We start from the raw sequence: 23,522 nt of genomic DNA, 5'->3' as shown, positions 1-23,522 counted from the left end.
GAGAGGCTATGTCCCTGAGTGACGAGACTGGTGTATCGTCCCGACAGGGGCTGCGCCGCGCACCGTTCGGCGCCGGGGATGGACATTTCAGAATTGTGAGGGGGGCGACGAGCGATGCACGGCCTATGGACGAACGATCCGACGCGGCGGAGCCGCCGGCGGCGACCCTGGCGCACAGCTGCGCGCAGACGCGGCCATCACACCAGCCATCACCACCACAGGCACAGCGGACGTCGGAGGCACGCACGTCCGGTGCACCGGGACCCGAGGGGCACGGGAGCGGCGCTGACCTGGAGGGTCCCGTGACAGCGCCGACCTCTGTGACGACCAACCTCCCCGGAGCGCTGCGGGCACAGCCTCCGGCAGGGAAGCCGCACCCCCGTCCGCCGGCCGTCGGCGGCGGGACCGGCGTGGTCCGCCAACTCGTCCTGGCCCTGATCTGCGCGGGATACGCCGTCGGTTCCGCGTTCGACTGGGGCTCGAACCAAATCGCCCTGTTCATGGGCGACTTCGGTCTGACCGCGGCCGCCGGCACTGCCGCCGTGTCGTGTTTCCTCTACGCCCGCTCCCCGCGGGTCCGCTTTCGACCTGCCTGGCTGCTGTTCGCCCTCTCCTCGGCGATGGCGGCCCTGGGCAACGCGGTCTGGGGGTGGTACGAGGTCGTGCTCCAGAGGCCGGTGCCCAGCCCCAGCTACGCCGACCTGTTCTTCCTGTGCTTCGCGCCGCCCGCCATCGTCGGCCTGCTGGTGCTGGCCAAGCGGCCGGTGACGAAGGCGGGGTGGATCTGCCTGGGCCTGGACGCCTGGCTGATCGGCGGCTCGCTGCTCACCCTGTCGTGGAGCCTCGCGCTCGCCCAGGCCGCCCGGTTCGACGGACCCAGCGTCGCGCACACCGCGCTCTCGCTGGCCTACCCGCTGATGGACATCGCCCTGGTCAGCATGGTGCTCGCGCTGCACTTCCGGCGCTCGCCGGGCAACCGCACCGCGGTGAACACCGCGATCGGCGCGCTCGCCCTGACCGTGATGTGCGACGCCCTGTTCACCTCGCCGCTGCTGCACAGCAGTTACCGCTCAGGTCAACTGCTGGACGCGGGCTGGTTCGCCGGCTCGCTGCTCCTCGCGTACGCCCCCTGGGCCGCGCCCCGGCAGCAGGGCACCCAGGAGCCCGAGGGGCACACGCGCGTGGTCCACGAGCACGTGCCCGGACTGCGGGTCGCGGTGTCCAAGCAGCCGTCCGCGCCCGTCCCGGGAGGTGATCACAGCCGGTACCCGGCGGGTCGCCCGCTGACCGGTTCCCTGGCCGCACTCACCCCGTATCTGGCCGCCACCGTGTGCACCCTGGGCATCCTCTACAACGTCCTCAACGGCCGCAGTCCGGACCATGTCGTCCTGATCACCGCCGGCTGTGTGGTCCTCGCGCTCGTCGTGCGCCAGGGCATCATGCTGCTCGACAACATCACCCTCACCCAGGAACTGGCGCAGCAGGAGAACCACTTCCGCTCCCTGGTGCAGGGCTCCAGCGACGTCATCATGATCGCCGCGCCCAACGGCATCCTCCGGTACGTCTCCCCGGCCGCCGCCGGGGTCTACGGACGGCCCGCCGAGGACCTGGTGGGCTCGGAACTGGCCAACCTCATCCACCCGGAGGATCTGGGCTGCGTGGTGCACGAGGTGCGCCGCTTCCTCGCCGCCCGGCCCCAGGAGGAACCCACCACCCGTATCGAGTGCCGTTTCCGGTCCGGCGAGGGCGGCTGGCTCAATGTCGAGTCCACCGTCAACCGGCACCACGGCGGCCTCATCTTCAACAGCCGGGACGTCACCGAAAGGGTGCGGCTGCAGGCTCAGCTCCAGCACAACGCCGAGCACGACCCGCTCACCGACCTGCCCAACCGCGCCCTGTTCACCCGGCGGGTACAGCAGGCCCTGTCCGGCCGCCGCTCCTCCGACCGGGGCCCCGCCCTCAGGAACACGGCGGTGCTCTTCATCGACCTGGACGGGTTCAAAGCCGTCAACGACACCATCGGGCACCAGGCCGGCGACGAACTGCTCGTGCAGGCCGCACGCAGACTCCAGGACGCGGTCCGCCACGGCGACACCGCCTCCCGGCTGGGCGGCGACGAGTTCGCGGCGCTGATCGTCGGCGACGGCACCCGTGACCGCAGTGCCAGAGAGCGGCACATCCTGGAGCTCGCCGACCGCCTCAGGGTGACCCTCTCCCAGCCGTACCTCATTGACGGCAACGATGTCCGTGTCAACGCGTCCATCGGTGTCGGCTTCGCCGAACCCGGCCTCGGCGCGGGTGAGCTGCTGCGCAACGCCGACCTGGCGATGTACCGCGCCAAGTCGGCCGGAAAAGGCCGCGTCGAGCTGTACAAGCCACAGATGCAGCAGGACGTCGTACGCAAGGCCGAATTGGCCACCCGGCTGCGGGCCGCGCTGCACGACGGCGAGTTCGCGCTGCTGCACCAGCCCGTGGTGTGTCTGGAGAGTGGCCGGATCGAATCGGTCTCCGCGCAGGCGCGCTGGCGCTCGTCCCAGGGGGTGCTGTTCACCCCGGCCGAGTTCCTGCGGGTGGCCGAGGACAGCGACAAGACCGCCGAACTGGACCGGTGGATCTTCCAGGAGGCGGTCGAACAGGCCGCCGAGCGGGCCGCCAACGGACTGGTGGTGCCGGTCGCCGTGCGCATGAGCGCCCGGCGGCTGCTCGACCGGTCCTCGCCGCTCGGCTCCGTGGAGTCCCTGCTCACCCGGCATGGACTGCCCTCCGGGGCACTGGTCCTGGAGCTGTCCGACACCGACCCGAGGATCCCGCTGGACGAGCTGGAGCGCCGGCTGACCGTGCTCAACCGGCACGGTGTCCGGATCGCCCTGGACGGCTTCGGCAGCGGCTACGCGGCGATCACGGCCCTCAGGAGGCTCCCCATCGACGTGCTCAAGCTCGACCGCGGTCTGGTCGAGGGGATCGTCGAGTCGCCCCGGCTGCACAAGATCACCAGCGGGCTGCTGCGGATCGCGGGTGACCTCGGGCTCCAGTCGGTGGCCGAGGGCGTGGACCTGCCCGAGCAGGTCACGGCGTTGCGCGCGATGGGCTGCACCCACGGGATGGGCATGGCGTTCTCCGGTCCGGTGGACGAGTACCGGCTGCGCCGGGCGCTCGGATCCGGCCACTATCCGGTACCGCACGCACCGGCCGAGCCGGCGTTCGCGGGCGGCCGCTCCGGGGTGTACACCGGTGGTGTGCCCGCGGTGCTCGGAGGCGGAAGTGCCCTTCGCTCACATAATGAGACTCCCGTCCCACCCACTTGACACGTGGTGCGCGTCAGAGGGAGGGTCAGTCCCATGCGCACCCGAATTCTCGTACTTGGACAGCGCGTCGGCTGAGTTGGGCCCCACCGGAGAAGGATCCGGAAAGCCCAGCGACCACACCGGCGCGCTCCCCTCGCTTGCCTTTTGGCACGAGGGGTTTTTTGTTGCACCAGCACCAGACGTACGGACGTAAAAATCCGTACGAACCTCGCAAAAACCCTCAGCATCGAGAAGAGAATGCCGATGACCGAGCAGGCCACCGGGGCCCACCATCCGCAGCCGCGGCCCCGTTCCGGAGGACAGCAGTCCGCCCCCGTCGAGCACGTCACGGGTGCGAAGTCCCTCATCCGCTCCCTTGAGGAGGTCGGCGCTGACACGGTATTCGGCATCCCCGGCGGCGCGATCCTGCCCGCCTACGACCCGCTGATGGACTCCACCCGGGTGCGCCACGTCCTGTGCCGGCACGAGCAGGGCGCCGGTCACGCGGCCACCGGCTACGCGCAGGCCACCGGCAAGGTCGGCGTCTGCATGGCGACCTCGGGCCCCGGTGCCACCAACCTGGTGACGCCGATCGCGGACGCACACATGGACTCGGTGCCGCTCGTGGCGATCACCGGGCAGGTCGCGTCCTCCTCGATCGGCACGGACGCCTTCCAGGAGGCGGACATCGTCGGCATCACCATGCCGATCACCAAGCACAACTTCCTGGTCACCAAGGCCGAGGACATCCCCCGGGTGATCGCGCAGGCGTTCCACATCGCCTCCACCGGCCGCCCCGGCCCGGTCCTGGTCGACATCGCCAAGGACGCCCTCCAGGCGAAGACCACCTTCTCCTGGCCGCCGGTCATGGACCTGCCCGGCTACCGCCCGGTGACCAAGCCGCACGCCAAGCAGATCCGCGAGGCCGCCAAGCTGATCACCTCCGCGAAGCGGCCCGTCCTCTACGTCGGCGGCGGTGTCATCAAGTCCGGCGCCACCGCCGAGCTGAAGGTCCTCGCCGAACTCACCGGAGCGCCCGTCACCACCACCCTGATGGCGCTCGGCGCATTCCCCGACAGCCACCCGCTGCACGTGGGAATGCCGGGCATGCACGGTGCGGTCACCGCCGTCACCGCGCTGCAGAAGGCCGACCTGATCGTCGCCCTCGGAGCCCGCTTCGACGACCGCGTCACCGGCAAGCTGGACAGCTTCGCCCCGTACGCCAAGATCGTCCACGCCGATATCGACCCCGCGGAGATCGGCAAGAACCGCGCCGCCGACGTGCCGATCGTCGGTGACGCCCGCGAGGTCATCGCCGACCTGATCCAGGCGGTGCAGAAGGAGCACAGCGAGGGCCACCAGGGCGACTACACCGCCTGGTGGAAGGACCTGAGCCGCTGGCGCGAGACCTACCCGCTCGGCTATGACCTGCCCGACAACGGCTCGCTCTCCCCGCAGCAGGTCATCGAGCGCGTCGGACAGCTCGCCCCGGAGGGCACGATCTTCGCGGCGGGCGTCGGCCAGCACCAGATGTGGGCCGCGCACTACGTGCAGTACGAGAAGCCCGCCACCTGGCTGAACTCCGGCGGAGCCGGAACCATGGGCTACGCGGTCCCGGCCGCCATGGGCGCCAAGGCCGGCCGGCCGGAGCGGACCGTCTGGGCGATCGACGGCGACGGCTGCTTCCAGATGACCAACCAGGAGCTCACCACCTGCGCCCTGAACAACATCCCGATCAAGGTCGCCATCATCAACAACGGCGCCCTGGGGATGGTCCGCCAGTGGCAGACCCTCTTCTACAACCAGCGGTACTCCAACACCGTGCTGCACTCCGGCCCCGACGACGTCAACCCGGACGCCCGCGGCACCCGGGTCCCGGACTTCGTGAAGCTGGCGGAGGCCATGGGCTGTCACTCCATCCGCTGCGAGTCCCCGGACGACCTCGACAAGGTCATCGAAGAGGCGAACTCCATCAACGACCGCCCGGTCGTCGTCGACTTCATCGTCCACGAGGACGCCATGGTGTGGCCGATGGTCGCCGCCGGCACCTCCAACGACGAGATCATGGCCGCCCGGGACGTCCGCCCCGACTTCGGCGACAACGAAGACGACTGAGCGAGAGAGACGTAGAAGAAAATGTCCAAGCACACGCTCTCCGTCCTGGTGGAGAACAAGCCGGGCATCCTGGCCCGGATCGCCGCGCTGTTCTCCCGCCGCGGCTTCAACATCGACTCGCTGGCCGTCGGCGTCACCGAGCACCCCGACATCTCCCGCATCACGATCGTGGTGAGCGTCGAAGCCCTGCCGCTGGAGCAGGTCACCAAGCAGCTCAACAAGCTCGTCGAGGTGCTCAAGATCGTCGAGCTGGAGCCGGGTTCGGCCGTTCAGCGCGAACTTGTTCTGGTGAAGGTGCGCGCCGACAACGAGACGCGCTCCCAGATCGTCGAGATCGTCCAGCTGTTCCGCGCCAAGACCGTCGACGTCTCCCCGGAGGCCGTCACCGTCGAGGCCACCGGGAGCAGCGAGAAGCTGACCGCCATGCTGAAGATGCTGGAGCCGTTCGGCATCAAGGAGCTGGTCCAGTCCGGGACGATCGCGATCGGCCGCGGCGCCCGTTCGATCACCGACCGGTCGCTGCGCGCACTCGACCGATCTGCGTAAGGCTGGAAACGGGCGGCCCGACGACCGTCGGCCGCCCGTATGCCGAGACCCCGAGACTTCCCTTCCACCCGCCGTCATACGGTGGGACGCAACATCTGCACACCAAGGAGAGAACCCAAAGTGGCCGAGCTGTTCTACGACGCTGACGCCGACCTGTCCATCATCCAGGGCCGCAAGGTCGCGGTCATCGGCTACGGCAGCCAGGGCCACGCCCACGCGCTGTCGCTGCGTGACTCCGGTGTCGACGTGCGTGTCGGTCTGCACGAGGGCTCCAAGTCCAAGGCGAAGGCCGAGGAGCAGGGCCTGCGCGTGGTGACCCCGGCCGAGGCCGCCGCCGAGGCCGACGTCATCATGATCCTCGTCCCGGACCCGATCCAGGCCCAGGTCTACGAGGAGTCCATCGCCCCGAACCTGAACGACGGCGACGCCCTGTTCTTCGGCCACGGCCTGAACATCCGCTTCGGCTTCATCAAGCCCCCGGCCGGTGTGGACGTCTGCATGGTCGCCCCGAAGGGCCCGGGCCACCTGGTGCGCCGTCAGTACGAGGAGGGCCGCGGCGTTCCCTGCATCGTGGCCGTCGAGCAGGACGCCACCGGCAACGGCTTCGCGCTGGCCCTGTCGTACGCCAAGGGCATCGGCGGCACCCGCGCCGGCGTCATCAAGACCACCTTCACCGAGGAGACCGAGACCGACCTGTTCGGTGAGCAGGCCGTCCTCTGCGGTGGCACCGCCGCCCTGGTGAAGGCCGGCTTCGAGACCCTGGTCGAGGCGGGCTACCAGCCGGAGATCGCCTACTTCGAGTGCCTCCACGAGCTGAAGCTGATCGTCGACCTCATGTACGAGGGCGGCCTGGAGAAGATGCGCTGGTCGGTCTCCGAGACCGCCGAGTGGGGCGACTACGTCACCGGCCCGCGGATCATCACCGACGCCACCAAGGCCGAGATGAAGCAGGTCCTCGCCGAGATCCAGGACGGCACCTTCGCCAACAACTGGATGGACGAGTACCACGGCGGTCTGAAGAAGTACAACGAGTACAAGAAGCAGGACTCCGAGCACCTGCTGGAGACCACCGGCAAGCAGCTGCGCAAGCTGATGAGCTGGGTGAACGAGGAGGCGTAAGCCTCAGCCGACGGGGCCGGAGCGCTATGCTCCGGCCCCGTTGTCCACCCCGTCGAATCTCGGACGGGTGATCCTTCCGCAGAGGCGCAGGACGACCTCCGCCACGCCACTACACTGCCGTACTACATACGCGTCAGGCCCACAGCGTCGTGCGTCTCCACGCGGCTAGCCAACCTCCACCGCCTGCGGCCGTCGGGACGGCCGTCCGCATTGGACCTGTGAGGACTCACGTGAGCTCGAAACCTGTCGTACTCATCGCTGAAGAGCTGTCGCCCGCCACCGTCGACGCGCTGGGCCCGGACTTCGAGATCCGGCACACCAATGGAGCAGACCGAGCCGAGCTGCTCCCCGCGATCGCCGACGTGGACGCGATCCTGATCCGCTCCGCCACCAAGGTGGACGCCGAGGCCATCGCCGCGGCCAAGAAGCTGAAGGTCGTCGCACGAGCCGGCGTCGGCCTGGACAACGTCGACGTCTCCGCCGCCACCAAGGCCGGCGTGATGGTCGTGAACGCCCCGACCTCCAACATCGTGACCGCCGCCGAGCTCGCCTGCGGTCTTCTCGTCGCCACCGCCCGCTACATCCCGCAGGCCAACGCCGCGCTGAAGAACGGCGAGTGGAAGCGCAGCAAGTACACGGGCGTCGAGCTCGCCGAGAAGACCCTCGGTGTCGTCGGCCTCGGCCGCATCGGCGCCCTGGTCGCGCAGCGGATGTCCGCCTTCGGGATGAAGGTCGTCGCCTACGACCCCTACATCCAGCCCGCCCGCGCCGCCCAGATGGGCGTGAAGGTGCTGTCGCTGGACGAGCTCCTCGAAGTCGCCGACTTCATCACCGTGCACCTCCCCAAGACCCCCGAGACGGTCGGTCTGATCGGCGAGGAGGCGCTGCGCAAGGTCAAGCCGTCCGTGCGCATCGTCAACGCCGCGCGCGGTGGCATCGTCGACGAGGAGGCGCTGTACGCGGCGCTGAAGGAGGGCCGGGTCGCCGGCGCCGGCCTCGACGTGTACGCGAAGGAGCCCTGCACCGACTCCCCGCTCTTCGAGCTGGACCAGGTCGTGTGCACCCCGCACCTGGGTGCCTCCACCGACGAGGCCCAGGAGAAGGCCGGTATCGCGGTCGCCAGGTCCGTCCGGCTCGCCCTCGCCGGTGAGCTGGTCCCGGACGCGGTCAACGTCCAGGGCGGTGTCATCGCCGAGGACGTCAAGCCGGGCCTGCCCCTCGCGGAGCGTCTCGGCCGTATCTTCACCGCCCTCGCGGGCGAGGTCGCGGTCCGTCTCGACGTCGAGGTCTACGGCGAGATCACCCAGCACGATGTGAAGGTGCTGGAGCTCTCCGCGCTCAAGGGCGTCTTCGAGGACGTCGTCGACGAGACCGTCTCCTACGTCAACGCCCCGCTGTTCGCCCAGGAGCGCGGTGTCGAGGTCCGCCTCACCACCAGCTCCGAGGCCACCGACCACCGCAACGTGGTGACCGTGCGGGGCACGCTCGCGGACGGCGAGGAGGTGTCGGTCTCCGGCACGCTGGCCGGCCCGAAGCACCTCCAGAAGATCGTCGCGGTCGGCGACTACGACGTCGACCTCGCGATCGCCGACCACCTGCTGGTGCTGCGCTACGAGGACCGGCCGGGTGTCGTCGGCACCGTCGGCCGCATCCTCGGCGAGGCGGGCATCAACATCGCCGGCATGCAGGTCGCCCGTGCGGCGGTCGGCGGCGAGGCGCTGGCCGTCCTCACCGTCGACGACACGGTCGCCCCCGGCGTGCTGGCCGAGGTCGAGGCGGAGATCGGGGCCACGTCGGCTCGTTCGGTGAACCTGGTCTAGCGGCCATTGCGCGAACGCCGGGTGGGCCGACTTCCGTCGGCCCACCCGGCGTTCGTGTGTCACCTACTTGCCGATCCTCCGCAGCGTCACCCCCGCCCCCACCGCCGCCAGCACCAGCAGCACCGCCCCCGCGATCGCCGCCCCCTGCATCCCGCTGGTGAACGCCTCCCGAGCGGTCCGTACCAGGGCTTCTCCCGTGTGCCCCGGCAGCCGCCCCGCCGTGGCCAGCGCGCCGCCCAGCGTCTCCCGGGCCTGTGCCGGAGCCGTGGCCGGCATCTCGTGGCGGTAGACCGCCGTACCGATCGACCCCAGCACCGCCATCCCGAGCGCACCGCCGAACTCCGCGCTGGTCTCCAGCAGTGAGGAGGCCGTGCCCGCCCGTTCCACCGGCGCGCCGCCCATCGCGAGGTCGGTCAGCTGGGACATGATCGCGACCATTCCGCAGGCGAGGACGCCGGCCCCGGTCAGCACCAGCCACAGCGAGTCGGTGCCGACGAGGGCGAGCAGCACGAACCCGGCCGCCATGGCCGCGAAGCCGCCCGCGACGACGTAACCCCGGTCCGCGCCCCGCTGCACCAGCTGTGCCGTGACCGGTCCGGCGACCCCGATGAACACCGAGGGCAGCAGGCTCCACAGCGCCGCCGCGAGCGGGCTCATCCCGAGCACCGACTGCAGGTACTGCGTGGTGAAGATGGCCGAGCCCATCATGGCGAGCGAGGCGACGAGGTTCAGCACCAGCGCCGGGGTGAAGCCGCGGCCCTTCAGCAGGGCCGGGGGGATCAGCGGGGAGCCGGTGGTGCGCTGGCGGTGGACGAAAAGGGCCGCGAAGAGCAGGCCGACGGTGACCGAGACGACGTACAGCGGGTGCCAGCCCTCGGAGGGGATCTCCTTCAGGCCGTAGACGACGGGGAGCACGGCGGCCATCGAGAGCGGGACGCTCAGCCAGTCGAAGCGGCCGGGGGAGGGGTTCCTGGACTCCGGGAGCAGGACCGGGCCGAGCACCAGCAGCAGTGCCATCGCGGGCAGGTTGACCAGGAAGACCGAGCCCCACCAGAAGTGCTCGACGAGGATCCCGCTCATCACCGAGCCGAGCGCGATCCCGCCCGTCATCACCCCGGACCACAGACCGATCGCCTTCGCGCGCTGGCCGGGGTCGGTGAACATCGTGCGCAGCAGGGCCATCGTCGACGGCATCAGGGTCGCGCCGCCGATGCCGAGGATCGCGCGGGCCGCGATCAGGGTCCCGGCGCTGTCCGCGTAGGCGGCGAGCAGGGAGGCGCCGCCGAAGGCCGCGGCGCCGGACAGCAGCAGGCGGCGGCGGCCGATGCGGTCGCCGAGGGCGCCCATCGTCATCAGCAGGCCGGCCAGTACGAAGCCGTAGACGTCCAGGATCCACAGCTGTTGGGTGCCGCTCGGCCGCAGGTCCGCGCCGATCGCCGGGAGGGCGAAGTAGAGGACCGAGACGTCCATCGAGACCAGGAGCAGCGGAAGCATCAGCACGCCGAGCGCGGTCCATTCACGGCGTCCCGCAAGGGAGTTGGTCTCAGGTGGGGTGGTGTTCGTGCTCGTCGGGTTCGTCATGCCAAGGAATGTACGGGCGTCTTAAACGCTTGTCTAGAACGGATGTATAAGTCATGCGTATAGGACGGTTGTATGGATCGCGGGGTAGGGTGGCCCCCATGGGACACCGTGAGGATCTGCTGGAAGGCGCCAAGCGCTGCCTGCTGGAGAAGGGGTTCGCGCGGACGACGGCGCGCGACATCGTCAAGGAGTCGGGGACCAACCTCGCCTCGATCGGCTACCACTACGGCTCCAAGGACGCACTGCTCGCGCAGGCCTACATCGCGCTGGTGGAGGAGATGTCCTTCGAGGGCGGCGACGGGGGGCTTACCGGAGCGCCCGGCTCCTTTGAACGGTTCCGCGAGGTGTGGTCGAACATCGTCGACAGCATGCGCGTGCCCGGCTCGATGTGGCGGCTCGGCGTGGAGATCATGGCGATGGGCGACCAACTGCCCGAGGTACGGGACCATCTGTCCCGCGCCCAGCGCGAGGGGGGCCGCGGGCTGGTCTCGCTGATGATGGGCGTACCGGAGGAGGAGGTCTCCGACGAGACCGCCGACACCCTCGGCCGCTTCTACATGACCCTGATGTCCGGCCTGATCTCCCAGTGGACCTTCGACCCGAAGACCGCGCCGGACGGCGACGCGCTCACCGAGGGCCTGCGGCAGATCGTGGAGGCCGCCACCCGGACCTGACCCGCCCGGACGCTCAGCGGCGGCGGTCGCGCAGGGCCGGGACAAGTGCGCCCAGCATCAGCACCGCCGTCGCCGCGAACGCCCACGGGTAGCCGGTCAGCCCCGCGAGGACGCCGAAGCCCGCGGCGCCGACGCCCATCCCGCCGTCGTACGCGAGGTTCCACAGCGCGCTGACCGTGCCGTACGAGGAGGCGGGGACCCGGGCGTACATCAGGGCCAGGGTGGCGTTCTGCGCGATGCCGAAACCGGCGCCGAACAGGGCGGTTGCCCCGATCACGGCGGCCGGGACGCCCGTCGCCGCGGTGACCAGGACGCCCGCGGCCGACAGCAGCAGGCCGGGCAGCACGAGCCGGGCACTGCCGTGCCGGTCGCCGAGGCGCCCGGCCAGCCAGCGGGTGACGGTCGCGGCGGCCGGCTGCACGAACAGCGCCACCGGGACCACCCCGGAGGACGCCCGCCCGACCGCCAGCGGCAGGAAGGTGACCAGGATCCCGGCGGCGGTCGCGGTGGCCCCGAACACGAGCACGGGACGCAGCAGAGCAGCGGTCCCCAGCCCGCGCACGACACCGAGGGGACGCTCGTCCCGGACCGGCCGCCCGGCACCGGCACCGCTCCCCGACGACGCGTCCCGACCGGCACCGCCGGCCCGTGCCGTCCGCCTCTCGCGGTCCGGCAGCCCGAGGACCGACACCGTCGTCACGAGTGCCGCCATGCCCCCGGTCACGGCCGTCACCCCGTACCCGGTGTGTCCGGCCAGCCACAGGCCCAGGGGCAGAGCGATCAGCGACGGCACGCCGGAGACCAGACCCACCACGGCCAGGCCCTCCCCGCGCCGCTCCGGCGGGATCAGCGTCGCGGTCAGGGCGCCGCCCGCGACGATCGTGAGGGCGAAGCCGAGGCCGCGCAGCAGACAGACGGCCGCGATCCACGCCACGTGCGGCGAGACCGTGAGCACCAGGGCCGGGGCGCCCATCAGGAACAGGCCCGCCATCAGCGTCACCCGGTAGCCGTACCGGTCGACGAGCCGGGGAGTGGCGAGTTCACCGAGGACCGTGGCGAGCATCAGGGAGCCGGTGGCGATGCCCGCCGCCCCACCCCCGCCCGCCTGGGCCGCGTACGCGGGCACGACCGACAGCAGCAGGAAGAAGCTGACCATCGCGCCGACCATGCTCACGAAGCGGAGCAGCAGCGCCCGGCTGAGCAGGCGCGGGCGCGGGGTCGGGGCCAGGACCGGGCGGTTCGCCGAAGTCGTCATGTCCTCGACGCTATGAGCCGACCGGCTCCCGGCTAAGCTCCAATTCCATGCCTGTGCAGTGGGCCGGTCTGTCGCCCGGAATCCTCCTGACCGTCGAGCGGGAGAGCGGGGTGCGGCTGTGTGCGCAGTTGGAGGGCCAGCTGCGGGACGCGATCCGCTCGGGCCGGCTCCAGGCCGGCGAGCGGCTGCCGTCCTCGCGTGAACTCGCCCGGCTGCTGGGGGTGTCCCGCGGGCTCGTCCAGGACTGCTACGCCCAGCTCCAGGCCGAGGGCTATCTCGTCACCCGGGTCGGCTCGGCCACCCGCGTCGCCCCCTGCGCTCAGGTGCCCGAGGCCCCCGCGCCGGCCCCGCCCGGCACCGGCCCCCGCCCGGTCGCCGACTTCCGGCACGGCGTCCCGGACCTCACCTCCTTCCCGGTCGCCGACTGGCTCTGGGCGACCAGGGAGGCCGCCCGGTGCATGCCCACCGCGGACCTCGACTACGGTGACCCGCGCGGGAGTCCGGCCCTGCACGAGATCGTCGCCGGGTACCTGCGCCGGGTCCGCGGCGCCGCCGCCGACCCCGCCCGTACCGTCGTCTGCTCCGGCTACGCCCAGGGGCTGAGCCTCGCCCTGAGTGCACTCGCGCGGCGGGGAGCCGAGGCCGTGGCGTACGAGGACCCGGGCGGCCCCGGCACCGCGCGGGCGGCCGCGGAGGCGGCGGGCCTGCGGGCGGTACCCGTTCCGGTCGACGAGGCCGGGGTCGACGTACGGGCGCTGGACGCCACCGGGGCCCGCGCGGTGATCGTCACTCCGGCGCACCAGTGGCCGACGGGTGTCGTGCTGACGCCCGAGCGCCGGCACGCCCTGATCGACTGGGCGGCGCGCCGGGACGCGTACGTCATCGAGGACGACTACGACGCCGAGTTCCGCTACGACGGCGAACCGGTGGGCGCACTGCAGGGGCTGGCCTGCGATCGGGTGATCTCCATCGGGACCGTCAGCAAGTCCCTCGCCCCCGCCCTGCGTCTGGGCTGGCTGCTCTGCCCGCCCCCGCTCACCGGACCGCTCACCGACCTCAAACGGATCGCAGACCGCGGCTCACCCACCCTCGACCAGCTGGCCCTGGCCCGGCTGATCGAATCCGGCCGCTACGACCGCCAGTTGCGCCGTATGCGCGCGACCTATGCCGCCCGTCGCACCGCCCTCGTCCAAGCGCTGGACCGGCACGCCCCCGCCGTACGGCTGTCGGGCCTGGCGGCGGGTTTCCACGCCGTGGCCCATCTGCCGGCCGGCGCCGACGAGGCGAGCGTGGTGGCGCAGGCCCGTACCCGCGGGGTGGGGCTGTACGGCATGAGCGCGTTCCGCGCTTCCGGCGCCGCGCACCCGCCCCAACTGGTCCTGGGATTCGGCACCGTGACGGAACACCGGATCGCGGAGGGCATCGCGGCCGTGGCGGACCTCCTCCGGCCGCCGGGTGTGTGACGGGCGGCGGAGACCCGGCCGTACGGGCTGCTAAAGCCGTGCCCCCTTCAGTGCCATGTGCAGCAGCAGCCGGTCCTCGCCGTCGTCCAGGTCGAGGCCGGTGAGCTGTTCGACGCGGGACAGGCGGTAGTACAGGGTCTGCCGGTGGATGCCGAGGGCCGCGGCGGCGCGGCCCGCCTGGCCCGCGCAGTCCAGGTAGACCTCGGCGGTGCGGGCCAGTTCGCGGTGGGCCGGGGTGAGCAGCGGGGCCACGGCCGGGTCGTGGGACGCCTCCGGCGGCAGCGTGGTCAGCAGCCGGTACGGACCGATGCGCGCCCACTCCGCCACCGGCCCGAACCGGGGCTCCGCCAGCGCGGCCCGGGTCGCCGCGGCGGCCTCCTGCCAGACCGTGCCCAGCTCCGCCAGCCCGGTACGGGCCTCGCCCACCCCCGCCGCGCAGCCCTGTGCCGCCGCGGCCGCTCCGGCGGACCCCGCCGCCACGGCCGCCGCCGTCCGCGCTCCGGCCCCGCGTGCCGCAGCCGCCCGGGCCTCCTCGGCCTCCTTGAGCAGCCGCGCGGCGGCCGTCAGGGCGGGGGTGGCCACGTCCGTGCTGCGCAGCCGCACCAGCACGGCCAGGCTGTGGCCGGTGGCCCCCCACGGCAGCGTGCACAGCGCGGTGGCGTGCGGGACCGTACGCGGCGACGGGGCGTCGTCCGGGTCGGCGGACGGCCAGGGGGCGACGCAGACCAGGGTGTGCGGGGCGTCCGCGCGCACACCCAGGGCGGTCCGCAGCTCGGCCACCGCCATGTCCCGCTGCCAGCCGCTCTCCGCGACCAGCACCGCCCGCAGCTCCCGGCCCAGCCCCGCCCCCGCCTGCGCCTCGTCCGCGAGCAGCGCGCCGATCCGCCCGGCCACGCCCATGGCCGCGGCCAGCTGGGCGTCCGTCGGGCCGGGGTCGCTGTCCAGGAGCCAGACGTAGCCGAGGACGACACCCCGATGGCGTACCGGCAGGCAGATCCGCCCCCGGTACACCCCCGCCTCCGGGGTCGGCGGGATCCGGACCGGGCCGGTCGCCCGGGTGATGCCGAAACCCTCGAACCAGGTGCGGACCGCCGCCGTGGAGCGCCGGGTCAGGATCGAACGGGTGCGGACCGGGTCCAGCGCCGACGGATCGAGGTCGCCCTCACTGTCGTACACCCCGAAGGCGATCAGCTCGAAGTCGCGGTTCTCCAGGGTCGCCGGGACGCCGAGGAGCTCCGAGATCTCGTCCACCAGCTCCTGGTAGTCATCCTTGAATTCCGACGTCACCCGGGCATTCTCCCGCAATTCACGGATGCCTTCATACATCTGTCTGAGATCCGTGGCACGGATGCGTGACAGCTGTCGATGGCCCACGATCGGAGGGATCCTTAACTTTCACGGTGGTTCCCCGTGCCGTATCCACATCGTCGGATCGCGGCCGTTACGGCATGTGTTGTGGAGGTGCCCCGTGCTGGGTCCCGTGATTCTCGCCGCGTCGCGCAGCGACCGGATGCGACGCCTGATCTCGGCGGCCCCGGTGACGAAGCAGGTCGTCGACCGCTTCATCCCCGGTGAGACCGTCGGCGACATCGTCCCGATCATCGAACAGCTCACCGGCCGCGGCCTGGAGCTGACGATGGACGTCGTCGGCGAGGACATCGCCACCCCCGAGCAGGCCGCCGCCGCCCGGGACGCCTACCTGGCGCTGATCGACCGGCTGCGCGAGCTGGGCCTCGGCGAGCGCGTCGAGATGTCCGTCAAGCTGTCGATGTTCGGGCAGGCGCTGGAAGGCGGCCACGAGCTGGCCCTCGCCAACGTCCGCCCGGTCGTCGAGGCCGCCGCCGCCATCGGTACGACCGTCACCCTCGACGCCGAGGACCACACCACCCTCGACTCGATGTTCGCCATCCACGAGGAGCTGCGGAAGGACTTCCCGCAGACCGGCTGCGTCATCCAGGCCTACCTCTTCCGCACCGAGGCCGACGCCCGCCGCCTCGCCGACGCCGGCAGCCGGGTCCGCCTGGTCAAGGGCGCCTACAAGGAGCCCGCCGAGGTCGCCTACCAGCAGAAGAGCGAGATCGACAAGGCGTATGTGCGGATCCTGCGGACTCTGATGGACGGCGAGGGGTACCCGATGGTCGGGTCCCACGACCCGCGCCTCATCTCGATCGCCCAGGAACTCGCCCGGCGCGCCGGGCGCAAGCCCGACGAGTACGAGTTCCAGATGCTGTACGGCATCCGGAGCGACGAGCACCTGCGGCTCGCCGCCGAGGGCCACCGGATGCGGGTCTACACCGCCTACGGCACCGACTGGTACGGCTACTTCATGCGGAGGCTCGCGGAGAAGCCGGCGAACCTGCGCTTCTTCCTCCGCTCGATGGTCAGCAAGGGCTGATCCCCGACAAGCTGCGGCAAGCCTCAACACCCGCTCACGTACAAGGAGTTACGGAACCCATGGACGCTGTGACCCAGGTCCCCACCCCCGTCAACGAGCCGGTGCACGGCTACGCCCCCGGCTCTCCCGAGCGCGCCCGGCTGGAGGCCAAGCTCAAGGAGCTGGCCGAGAACCCGATCGAGCTGCCGATGACCATCGGCGGCGCGAAGCGGCTCGGCGGCGGCGAGCCCTTCCAGGTCGTGCAGCCGCACAACCACAAGGCCGTCATCGGCACCGGGCACCACGCCACCCAGCAGGACGCCCAGGACGCGATCGACGCGGCCCTCGCCGCCGCGCCCGCCTGGCGCGCGATGGCCTTCGACGACCGCGCGGCGATCATCCTGCGCGCCGCCGAACTGCTCTCCGGCCCCTGGCGCGAGACCATCGCCGCCTCCACCATGCTCGGCCAGTCCAAGACCGCCCAGCAGGCCGAGATCGACTCGCCCTGCGAGCTGATCGACTTCTGGCGGTTCAACGTCCACTACGCCCGCCAGATCCTGGCCGAGCAGCCCCCGGCCAACTCCCCGGGCGTCTGGAACCGCCTCGACCACCGCCCGCTGGAGGGCTTCGTCTACGCGATCACGCCGTTCAACTTCAGCGCGATCGCGGGCAACCTGCCCACCGCTCCCGCCCTCATGGGCAACGTCGTCGTCTGGAAGCCGTCCCCGACCCAGACCCACGCCGCCGTGCTGCTGATGCAGCTGCTGGAGGAGGCCGGTCTGCCCAAGGGCGTCATCAACCTCGTCACCGGCGACGGCATCGAGGTCTCCAAGGTCGCCCTGGAGCACCGGGACCTGGCGGGCATCCACTTCACCGGCTCCACCAAGACCTTCCAGTTCCTGTGGAAGACGGTCGGCAACAACATCGAGAAGTACCGCTCCTACCCGCGTCTGGTCGGCGAGACCGGCGGCAAGGACTTCCTGGTCGCCCACCCGAGCGCCGACCGCGCCGTCCTCAAGACGGCCCTCACCCGCGGTGCCTTCGAGTACCAGGGCCAGAAGTGCTCCGCCACCTCCCGCGCGTACATCCCGGCCTCCATCTGGAACTCCGGCTTCCGTGAGGAGTTCGCCGCCGAGGTCGACCACCTCACCATGGGTGACGTCACCGACCTGTCGAACTTCATCGGCGCCGTCATCGACGACCGCGCGTTCGCCAAGAACAAGGCGGCCATCGATCGCGCGAGCTCCGACCCGGCGTGCGAGATCATCGCGGGCGGTTCCTACGACGACTCGGTCGGCTACTTCGTCCGCCCGACCGTCGTCGAGTGCTCCGACCCGGAGAACGAGGTCTTCCGCACCGAGTACTTCGGCCCGTTCCTCGCCGTGCACGTCTACGAGGACGACCGGTACGACGAGATGCTGACCCAGATGGAGTCGGTGTCCGACTACGCGCTCACGGGTTCGGTCATCTCCAACGACCGCGCGGCCGCCGCGTACACGATGGAGAAGCTGCGCTACGCGGCCGGCAACTTCTACATCAACGACAAGTCGACCGGCGCCGTGGTCGGCCAGCAGCCCTTCGGCGGCGGCCGCTCCTCCGGCACCAACGACAAGGCCGGCGCCCCGCAGAACCTGCTGCGCTGGACGCTGACCCGTGCGATCAAGGAGACGCTGGTCGCGCCGACCGACTACGCGTACCCGCACATGGGCTGACCCTCAGCCCCCGAGCACGGGCCGGGAAGCCTGACCCACGAGCAGGCTTCCCGGCCCGTTCCCATGGGCGGCTGTGCCCTGTTCGGCTATCCCGTGGCCGGCCTCACCAGCGTCCGCAGCCTGGCCTCGGCCACGCTGCCGGGTGCGGCCGAGAGAATGACGATCTTGAACTCCGAGTCGCCGTCCGTCAGGACGTCGCAGTCCACCTCCACCGGCCCTGCCTCGGGGTGCCGGACCGTCTTGTGGTCCTCGCGGTGCGCGGCCACCGTGCCGCTCGCCCACAACCGGGCGAACTCGGCGTTGCCCTCGACGAGTTCCGCGACCAGCTCGGCCAGGCGGGCGTCGTGCGGAAAGCGGCCGGTGGCCCGGCGCAGGTCGGACACGACCGTGAGGTCGGTGTGCGCGCGGTCCTCCTCCAGCACCGGCCAGCGGCCCACGCGCACGGCGTCGGAGCCGACCGGGAACCGCTCCCGGGCGAAGTTGCGCAGCTCCGGCGGTGTGGCCGACGGATCACCGACGAGCGCGGCCCAGTGGGCGTTCCAGCAGAGCAGCTGCCAGTGCGCGGTGAACACGGCGACCGCGACGTCCCCGAGCCGGTTGAGTACGCGGCACACACCCGGCGGGAGTTCGTCGGGGATCGGACCGCCGTTTGGGGGGACCAGGCCCGCCATGCGGTAGAGGTGCTCGCGTTCGCCGTCGGTCAGCCGCAGGGCGCGGGACAGGGCGGCGACCACCTGCCCGGAGGGCGTCGTGGCCCGGCCCTGCTCCAGACGTACGACGTAGTCCACCGACATCCCGGCCAGCTCCGCGAGTTCCTCGCGGCGCAGTCCCGTCGCACGGCGGGCCCGGCCGGTCTCCGGCACCCCCACGGCCGTCGGCGACAGTCGCTCCCGCCAGGCACGGATCGTCGGGCCCAGACCGGCCGCCTCTTTCCTCACCATGCCCTCCATCGTGCCCCAATCCGGTGATCCTGGTACCGCCGTTCCTACGGTCGAGGCGTCCCTGGCAGGGGACCCGCGCCGGGCGGACGATCGACGCATGACCATCACCTTCATCACCGGGGCCAACAAGGGCCTCGGCCGCGAGACCGCCCGCCGCCTCGTCGGACTCGGCCACACCGTCCTCGTCGGCGCGCGCGACCCGGAGCAGGGCGCGGCGGCGGCCGACGCGCTCGGCGCGCGGTTCGTCCGGATCGACGTCACCGACGACGTCTCGGTCGCCGCCGCGGCCGCCGACGTCGCCGCCCACGAGGGCCGGATCGACGTACTGGTCAACAACGCCGGCGTCTCCGGCCCGCACGTCGACCCGGACGAGCTCACCGCGGCCGACGCCCTCGCCGTCTTCGACGTCAACCTCTTCGGCGTCATCCGCACCACCACCGCGTTCCTGCCGCTGCTGCGCAGGTCGGCGGACCCGGTCGTCGTCAACGTCAGCAGCGGACTGGGGTCGGTCGCCGTCACCCACGACCCGGCCCGCGTCGAGTCCACCGTCGTGGCGCCGCTCTACAACTCCTCCAAGGCGGCCCTCGTCATGCTCACCACCCAGTACGCCAAGGCCTTCAAGGACATCCGCGTCAACGCCGTCGACCCCGGCTACACGGCGACCGACCTCAACGCCCACAGCGGCCCGCAGACCGTCACCGAGGGCACCGACGCGATCGTCCGGCTGGCCACCGAGCCGTCCGGCGCCGGAACGGGCCGCTTCATCGACCGGGACGGCCCCGTCGCCTGGTAGTCCCGTACGACACTGGGGCCATGCCGCTCCGCATCGCGCACACCGCCGACCTCGGCCCCGCCGATCTCCGTGCCGCCCGCGCCCTCCTCCACGAGGCGTTCGGCGGGGACTTCGCCGACAGCGACTGGGAACACGGCCTCGGCGGCATGCACGCCCTCGTCCATGACGGGGCCGGGCTCGCCGCGCACGGCTCGGTCGTGCAGCGCAGGGCCCGGCACCGGGGCCGCTGGCTGCGCGTCGGCTATGTCGAGGCCGTCGGCGTGCGGCCCGACGCCCGCCGCCGGGGACTCGGCGGGCAGGTGATGGCGGCGCTGGAGGGGATCGCCGGGCGGGCGTACGACCTCGGCGCGCTGTCCGCGAGCGAGGACGGGGCCCGGCTCTACACCGCCCGGGGCTGGCGGCGTTGGGCCGGCCGGGTCTGCGCGCTGTCGCCCAAGGACGGGATCGTGCGTCTGGCGGACGAGGAGGGCGATGTGTACCTGTGGCCCGGCCTCGCCGGGGACGTCCTCGACCCCGCCCACGAACTCGTCTTCGACTGGCGCGACGGAGACGTCATGTAACCCGTTCGCCCCTTCGGAATCATCCGCCCCACCCGTCAAAGCCCCAGCTCACAGCCGTGTGACCCACTCCGCCGTCTCAGATAGTAGGAAGTCCGAGTAATTGTGCAGACAGAAGCGGGCCGCTCCCTTACTTTTGTAGGAGCCGAACGTCTCGCTCGATCAAGCGAATGGCGGTCGTGAGCCGGGCCCCGTGCAGGCAACCCCTGCGGCACCGCTCCCCGCCCCTTCCGGCGTCTCGCAACCCCCCTGCCGTACTCCACGTATGCCCGAAGGAGTCGATTCCCATGGCCGAGACGACCGTCCGCCGCCGAGTCCGCCACGTGTCCCGCACGAGCGAGTCCGAGCGCAAGAACGCCGCCGCCGCCCTCCAGCGCGCCCTCGACCGCCGCGACAACGGCGGCGAGACCGGCCACTGAGCAGCGCCGGTCCTCTGATCGGGAGCCGCACCCGCACGGGGTACGGCGCGGCCGGGACAGCCGCGCCGTACCCCGGGGTCAGCCGCCCCGCCGTATCTCGAAGTGGTCGATCCGCGCCCCGCTCTGCGTCAGCGCCGACACCTTCAGCCTCGGGCTCGTACCCGCCTCCGCCTCGACCCTGAGGAAGGAGTAGCCGGTGTACCGCACCCGTGACCACTCCACCGTTTCCGCCACGTTGTGCTGCCCCTTGACCCAGTGGAAGCTGTCCACCGCGTCGTGCCGGGTGATGTGCCCCTCGTAGCTGTCCTTGACCCCGGACGGGAACGCGTACAGGTTCCGCCCGCCACCCCCCGCCGTGACGTGGACGATGCCGTCCCGTGTCGGGTCGGTCGAACCGCCGACCGGGACCGCGCGGCCGACCCGGCCGTCCTTCACCGCGTCCGTGCGCTCGTAGACGTGGTTGTGCCCGTTGACGACCAGGTCCACCTGGTACCTGGCGAACAGCGGCAGCCAGGCCGCCCGGATCCCGCCGTCGGAGGCGTGCGAGGACGTCGAGTACGCGCAGTGGTGGAAGAAGACGACCACGAAGTCCACCCCCTTCGCCGCCCGCAGCTCCTTCAGCTTCTTCTCCAGCCATTTCGTCTGCCGGCCGCCGCTGTAGCCGAAGTTGGCGGGGATCTCGTACGACACGTCGTTCGCGTCCAGCGCCACGAAGCCCACGTTGCCGTAGGTGAACGCGTACACGCCCGGCGCCCCGTGCGGGTCGAAGCCGTTGTCGGGGAGGGCGAAGCGGGCGTACTGGCCGCCGTAGCCGTCGGGGGAGTACCAGGCCTCCATGTCGTGGTTGCCGGTCGTGACCATCCACGGGACCGAGCGGGCCACCGGCTCGTTCTGCTGCAGGAAGCGGTCCCACTCCCGGGCGTCGTAGCCGTCCGAGGTCTTCCCGGTGCCGTTGCCGTCCGCGTAGCAGATGTCGCCCGCGTGCAGATGGAAGGCCGGCTTCTGCTTCAGCAGCGCGTTGTCGCTCGCCTTCCCGGCCTGGCCGACCCCCTGGTCGCCGAAGGCCGTGAACACGAACCTCTCCGGACTTGCGGGCGCGGTGCGGAACGAGGCGATGGAGGCACGGTGGCCGGCGGCGGCCGGGTCCCAGCCGTCGTGGCCGACGCCGTAGTAGTACGTCGTACCGGGGGTGAGGTCGTCCAGGGCCGCGTGGACGTAGTACTGCTCGACCACCGGGCGCACCCCCCGCACCCCCGGCGTATGCAGATGCCGGATCTCCGCGGCGACCCGCGGGCCCAGGGCGTCCGGCCGCGAGCCGATCCGCACGAACGGCTTCCGCACCGCGGCAGGCACCTGCCAGGAGATCCGCATCCGCGTCCTCGGGTCGGCGCCGAAGGCGAGATGACGGCCGAACGGTGTGACGGCCGCACCGTGGACCGCCGACGTGGCCGGCGTCGGACCCGCCGCCGACGGACGCGCGGACTTCCCCGCGCAACCGGTCACCAGCGCGCCGCCCGCCACCGCGCCCGCCGTCACCAGCGTGCGGCGGTTCACCAGCCGGGTGCGCAGATACTCGTACTGCTCGGCCATGCTCATCCGGGCGGCGAGCTGCGGCGGGATACCGAAGTCGGGGAGGTCCATGCCCGGAATGGTGCCCAGCGCAGGCCAACGCCTTACACGTACGGGTGAACGCCAGTCGACGGGACACCCCGACGCGTCCATATGGCGGACAGTGCATGTCATTCCATGGGACGAGGGGTAGGGTGCCGGGCATGTCTCGCAGCATCGATCTCGCAGTGATCCCCGGTGACGGCATCGGGCAGGAAGTCGTGGCCGAAGGCCTCAAGGTCCTCTCCGCCGTCCTCCCGCAGGATGTGAAGCTGGAGACGAAGGAGTACGACTTCGGCGCCAGGCGTTACCACGCCACCGGTGAGACCCTCACCGACGCCGACCTCGACGCGCTGAAGCAGCACGACGTGATCCTGCTGGGCGCGATCGGCGACCCGAGCGTCCCCTCCGGTGTTCTGGAGCGCGGCTTCCTGCTGAAGCTCCGCTTCGCCTTCGACCACCACGTCAACCTGCGTCCGTCGAAGCTCCTCCCCGGTGTCGCGACCCCGCTGGCCGGTGAGCCGGAGATCGACTTCATCGTGGTCCGCGAGGGGACCGAGGGCCCGTACACCGGCAACGGCGGCACCATCCGCAAGGGCACCGAGCACGAGGTCGCCACCGAGGTCTCCGTCAACACGGCCTTCGGTGTCGAGCGTGTCGTCCGGGACGCCTTCGCCCGCGCCCAGGCCCGCCCGCGCAAGAAGCTCACGCTGGTCCACAAGAACAACGTGCTGACCTTCGCCGGGCACCTGTGGACGAACATCTTCAACAAGGTGGCCGTGGAGTTCCCCGAGGTCACCACGGACTACATCCATGTCGACGCGGCGACCATCTACCTGGTCACCGACCCCGGTCGCTTCGACGTGATCGTCACCGACAACCTCTTCGGCGACATCATCACCGACCTCGCCGCGGCCGTCTCCGGCGGCATCGGCGTCGCGGCGAGCGGCAACATCAACCCCTCCCGCGAGTTCCCCTCGATGTTCGAGCCGGTCCACGGTTCCGCGCCCGACATCGCCGGCCAGGGCAAGGCCGACCCCACGGCCACGGTCCTGTCCGTCGCCCTGCTGCTGCGCCACCTCGGCTACGAGGCCGAGGCCGCCCGCGTCGAGGAGGCCGTCACCGCCGACCTCACCGAGCGCCAGGGCAAGCCCGCCCGCTCCACCTCGGAGATCGGCGACGCGCTCGCCGTACGAGTAGCCGGCTGACCTGCCGAGCTTCTCGAAGCCTCACGAAGACTTTCGAAGCCGCCGGGTCGCAC

General features: G+C 71.3%; 18 protein-coding genes. 13 read left to right on the top strand and 5 right to left on the bottom strand.

From position 1 onward, the window contains the following. Positions 1-302: 302 nt before the first annotated feature. From EDD90_RS17710 to serA, 5 genes are all read left to right on the top strand, one after another. Positions 303-3,305, top strand: coding sequence for an EAL domain-containing protein (locus EDD90_RS17710; RefSeq protein ID WP_185149130.1), 3,003 nt, complete (start codon positions 303-305; stop codon positions 3,303-3,305). A gap of 243 nt (positions 3,306-3,548) precedes the next feature. Further along, positions 3,549-5,399: an acetolactate synthase large subunit gene (locus EDD90_RS17705; RefSeq protein ID WP_185149129.1), complete on the top strand. Its 1,851-nt coding sequence runs from the start codon at positions 3,549-3,551 to the stop codon at positions 5,397-5,399. Positions 5,400-5,420: 21 nt separating this feature from the next. Then, positions 5,421-5,945 carry an acetolactate synthase small subunit gene (ilvN, locus tag EDD90_RS17700; protein ID WP_123973946.1) on the top strand — a complete coding sequence of 175 codons (525 nt, stop codon included), beginning with the start codon at positions 5,421-5,423 and terminating at the stop codon, positions 5,943-5,945. Between the two features lie 120 nt (positions 5,946-6,065). Continuing rightward, on the top strand, positions 6,066-7,064 hold the full coding sequence (ilvC, locus tag EDD90_RS17695) for a ketol-acid reductoisomerase (RefSeq protein ID WP_123973945.1): 999 nt from the start codon (positions 6,066-6,068) through the stop codon (positions 7,062-7,064). A 230-nt stretch (positions 7,065-7,294) separates the two neighbouring features. Further along, positions 7,295-8,884 (top strand): phosphoglycerate dehydrogenase, encoded by a 1,590-nt coding sequence (serA, locus tag EDD90_RS17690; protein ID WP_123973944.1) that lies wholly within the window; start codon positions 7,295-7,297, stop codon positions 8,882-8,884. A gap of 63 nt (positions 8,885-8,947) precedes the next feature. Here the strand turns inward: serA and EDD90_RS17685 are convergent, their stop codons facing one another. Beyond that, positions 8,948-10,465 (bottom strand): MFS transporter, encoded by a 1,518-nt coding sequence (locus EDD90_RS17685; RefSeq protein WP_123973943.1) that lies wholly within the window; start codon positions 10,463-10,465, stop codon positions 8,948-8,950. Between the two features lie 98 nt (positions 10,466-10,563). On the opposite strand from EDD90_RS17685, the gene EDD90_RS17680 reads away from it, so the two are divergent. Further along, entirely contained in the window at positions 10,564-11,139 is a 576-nt protein-coding gene (locus EDD90_RS17680; protein ID WP_123973942.1) for a TetR/AcrR family transcriptional regulator, read from the top strand. Between the two features lie 13 nt (positions 11,140-11,152). Here EDD90_RS17680 and EDD90_RS17675 read toward each other — a convergent pair whose 3' ends face one another. Next, positions 11,153-12,394, bottom strand: coding sequence for an MFS transporter (locus EDD90_RS17675; RefSeq protein ID WP_123973941.1), 1,242 nt, complete (start codon positions 12,392-12,394; stop codon positions 11,153-11,155). 47 nt (positions 12,395-12,441) lie between these two features. On the opposite strand from EDD90_RS17675, the gene EDD90_RS17670 reads away from it, so the two are divergent. Beyond that, positions 12,442-13,857 (top strand): PLP-dependent aminotransferase family protein, encoded by a 1,416-nt coding sequence (locus EDD90_RS17670; protein WP_123973940.1) that lies wholly within the window; start codon positions 12,442-12,444, stop codon positions 13,855-13,857. A gap of 30 nt (positions 13,858-13,887) precedes the next feature. Here the strand turns inward: EDD90_RS17670 and EDD90_RS17665 are convergent, their stop codons facing one another. Then, a complete protein-coding gene (locus EDD90_RS17665) occupies positions 13,888-15,183 on the bottom strand; it encodes a CdaR family transcriptional regulator (protein WP_185149128.1) in 1,296 nt (431 codons plus the stop codon). A gap of 142 nt (positions 15,184-15,325) precedes the next feature. Between EDD90_RS17665 and EDD90_RS17660 the strand changes: the two genes are divergently transcribed. Both EDD90_RS17660 and pruA read left to right on the top strand, forming a co-directional pair. Further along, entirely contained in the window at positions 15,326-16,252 is a 927-nt protein-coding gene (locus EDD90_RS17660; protein WP_123973938.1) for a proline dehydrogenase family protein, read from the top strand. A gap of 59 nt (positions 16,253-16,311) precedes the next feature. After that, positions 16,312-17,943, top strand: a complete 1,632-nt coding sequence (pruA, locus tag EDD90_RS17655; RefSeq protein WP_123973937.1) for an L-glutamate gamma-semialdehyde dehydrogenase — start codon at positions 16,312-16,314, stop codon at positions 17,941-17,943. 86 nt (positions 17,944-18,029) lie between these two features. Here the strand turns inward: pruA and EDD90_RS17650 are convergent, their stop codons facing one another. Next, positions 18,030-18,893, bottom strand: coding sequence for a helix-turn-helix transcriptional regulator (locus EDD90_RS17650; RefSeq protein ID WP_123973936.1), 864 nt, complete (start codon positions 18,891-18,893; stop codon positions 18,030-18,032). 88 nt (positions 18,894-18,981) lie between these two features. On the opposite strand from EDD90_RS17650, the gene EDD90_RS17645 reads away from it, so the two are divergent. The 3 genes from EDD90_RS17645 to EDD90_RS57375 all read left to right on the top strand — a co-directional run bounded on the left by EDD90_RS17645 (position 18,982) and on the right by EDD90_RS57375 (position 20,653). After that, complete coding sequence (locus EDD90_RS17645; RefSeq protein ID WP_123973935.1) at positions 18,982-19,677, top strand: SDR family NAD(P)-dependent oxidoreductase; 696 nt, start codon at positions 18,982-18,984, stop codon at positions 19,675-19,677. Between the two features lie 20 nt (positions 19,678-19,697). Beyond that, positions 19,698-20,237, top strand: a complete 540-nt coding sequence (locus EDD90_RS17640; RefSeq protein ID WP_123973934.1) for a GNAT family N-acetyltransferase — start codon at positions 19,698-19,700, stop codon at positions 20,235-20,237. A 284-nt stretch (positions 20,238-20,521) separates the two neighbouring features. Next, entirely contained in the window at positions 20,522-20,653 is a 132-nt protein-coding gene (locus EDD90_RS57375) for a hypothetical protein (protein ID WP_089098576.1), read from the top strand. 78 nt (positions 20,654-20,731) lie between these two features. Here EDD90_RS57375 and EDD90_RS17630 read toward each other — a convergent pair whose 3' ends face one another. Further along, positions 20,732-22,294, bottom strand: a complete 1,563-nt coding sequence (locus tag EDD90_RS17630; protein WP_123973933.1) for a metallophosphoesterase family protein — start codon at positions 22,292-22,294, stop codon at positions 20,732-20,734. Positions 22,295-22,425: 131 nt separating this feature from the next. On the opposite strand from EDD90_RS17630, the gene EDD90_RS17625 reads away from it, so the two are divergent. Next, on the top strand, positions 22,426-23,469 hold the full coding sequence (locus tag EDD90_RS17625; protein ID WP_123973932.1) for a 3-isopropylmalate dehydrogenase: 1,044 nt from the start codon (positions 22,426-22,428) through the stop codon (positions 23,467-23,469). The last annotated feature ends 53 nt before the right edge of the window (positions 23,470-23,522 follow it).

Source organism: Streptomyces sp. Ag109_O5-1, assembly GCF_003814875.1.
Taxonomy (GTDB): domain Bacteria; phylum Actinomycetota; class Actinomycetes; order Streptomycetales; family Streptomycetaceae; genus Streptomyces; species Streptomyces sasae.
Note: the sequence above shows the minus strand (reverse complement) of the source record. Positions and strands in the feature narration are given on the sequence as shown.

Excerpts from the sequence above, each read along its gene's own strand:
- EDD90_RS17650 (WP_123973936.1), bottom strand. The coding sequence starts at position 18,893 with ATGGAGGGCATGGTGAGGAAAGAGGCGGCCGGTCTGGGCCCGACGATC.
- EDD90_RS17625 (WP_123973932.1), top strand. The coding sequence starts at position 22,426 with ATGTCTCGCAGCATCGATCTCGCAGTGATCCCCGGTGACGGCATCGGG.
- EDD90_RS17630 (WP_123973933.1), bottom strand. The coding sequence starts at position 22,294 with ATGGACCTCCCCGACTTCGGTATCCCGCCGCAGCTCGCCGCCCGGATG.
- EDD90_RS17680 (WP_123973942.1), top strand. The coding sequence starts at position 10,564 with ATGGGACACCGTGAGGATCTGCTGGAAGGCGCCAAGCGCTGCCTGCTG.
- EDD90_RS17675 (WP_123973941.1), bottom strand. The coding sequence starts at position 12,394 with ATGACGACTTCGGCGAACCGCCCGGTCCTGGCCCCGACCCCGCGCCCG.
- EDD90_RS17665 (WP_185149128.1), bottom strand. The coding sequence starts at position 15,183 with ATGTATGAAGGCATCCGTGAATTGCGGGAGAATGCCCGGGTGACGTCG.
- EDD90_RS17645 (WP_123973935.1), top strand. The coding sequence starts at position 18,982 with ATGACCATCACCTTCATCACCGGGGCCAACAAGGGCCTCGGCCGCGAG.
- pruA (WP_123973937.1), top strand. The coding sequence starts at position 16,312 with ATGGACGCTGTGACCCAGGTCCCCACCCCCGTCAACGAGCCGGTGCAC.
- EDD90_RS57375 (WP_089098576.1), top strand. The coding sequence starts at position 20,522 with ATGGCCGAGACGACCGTCCGCCGCCGAGTCCGCCACGTGTCCCGCACG.
- EDD90_RS17640 (WP_123973934.1), top strand. The coding sequence starts at position 19,698 with ATGCCGCTCCGCATCGCGCACACCGCCGACCTCGGCCCCGCCGATCTC.
- EDD90_RS17670 (WP_123973940.1), top strand. The coding sequence starts at position 12,442 with ATGCCTGTGCAGTGGGCCGGTCTGTCGCCCGGAATCCTCCTGACCGTC.
- ilvN (WP_123973946.1), top strand. The coding sequence starts at position 5,421 with ATGTCCAAGCACACGCTCTCCGTCCTGGTGGAGAACAAGCCGGGCATC.
- EDD90_RS17685 (WP_123973943.1), bottom strand. The coding sequence starts at position 10,465 with ATGACGAACCCGACGAGCACGAACACCACCCCACCTGAGACCAACTCC.
- EDD90_RS17705 (WP_185149129.1), top strand. The coding sequence starts at position 3,549 with ATGACCGAGCAGGCCACCGGGGCCCACCATCCGCAGCCGCGGCCCCGT.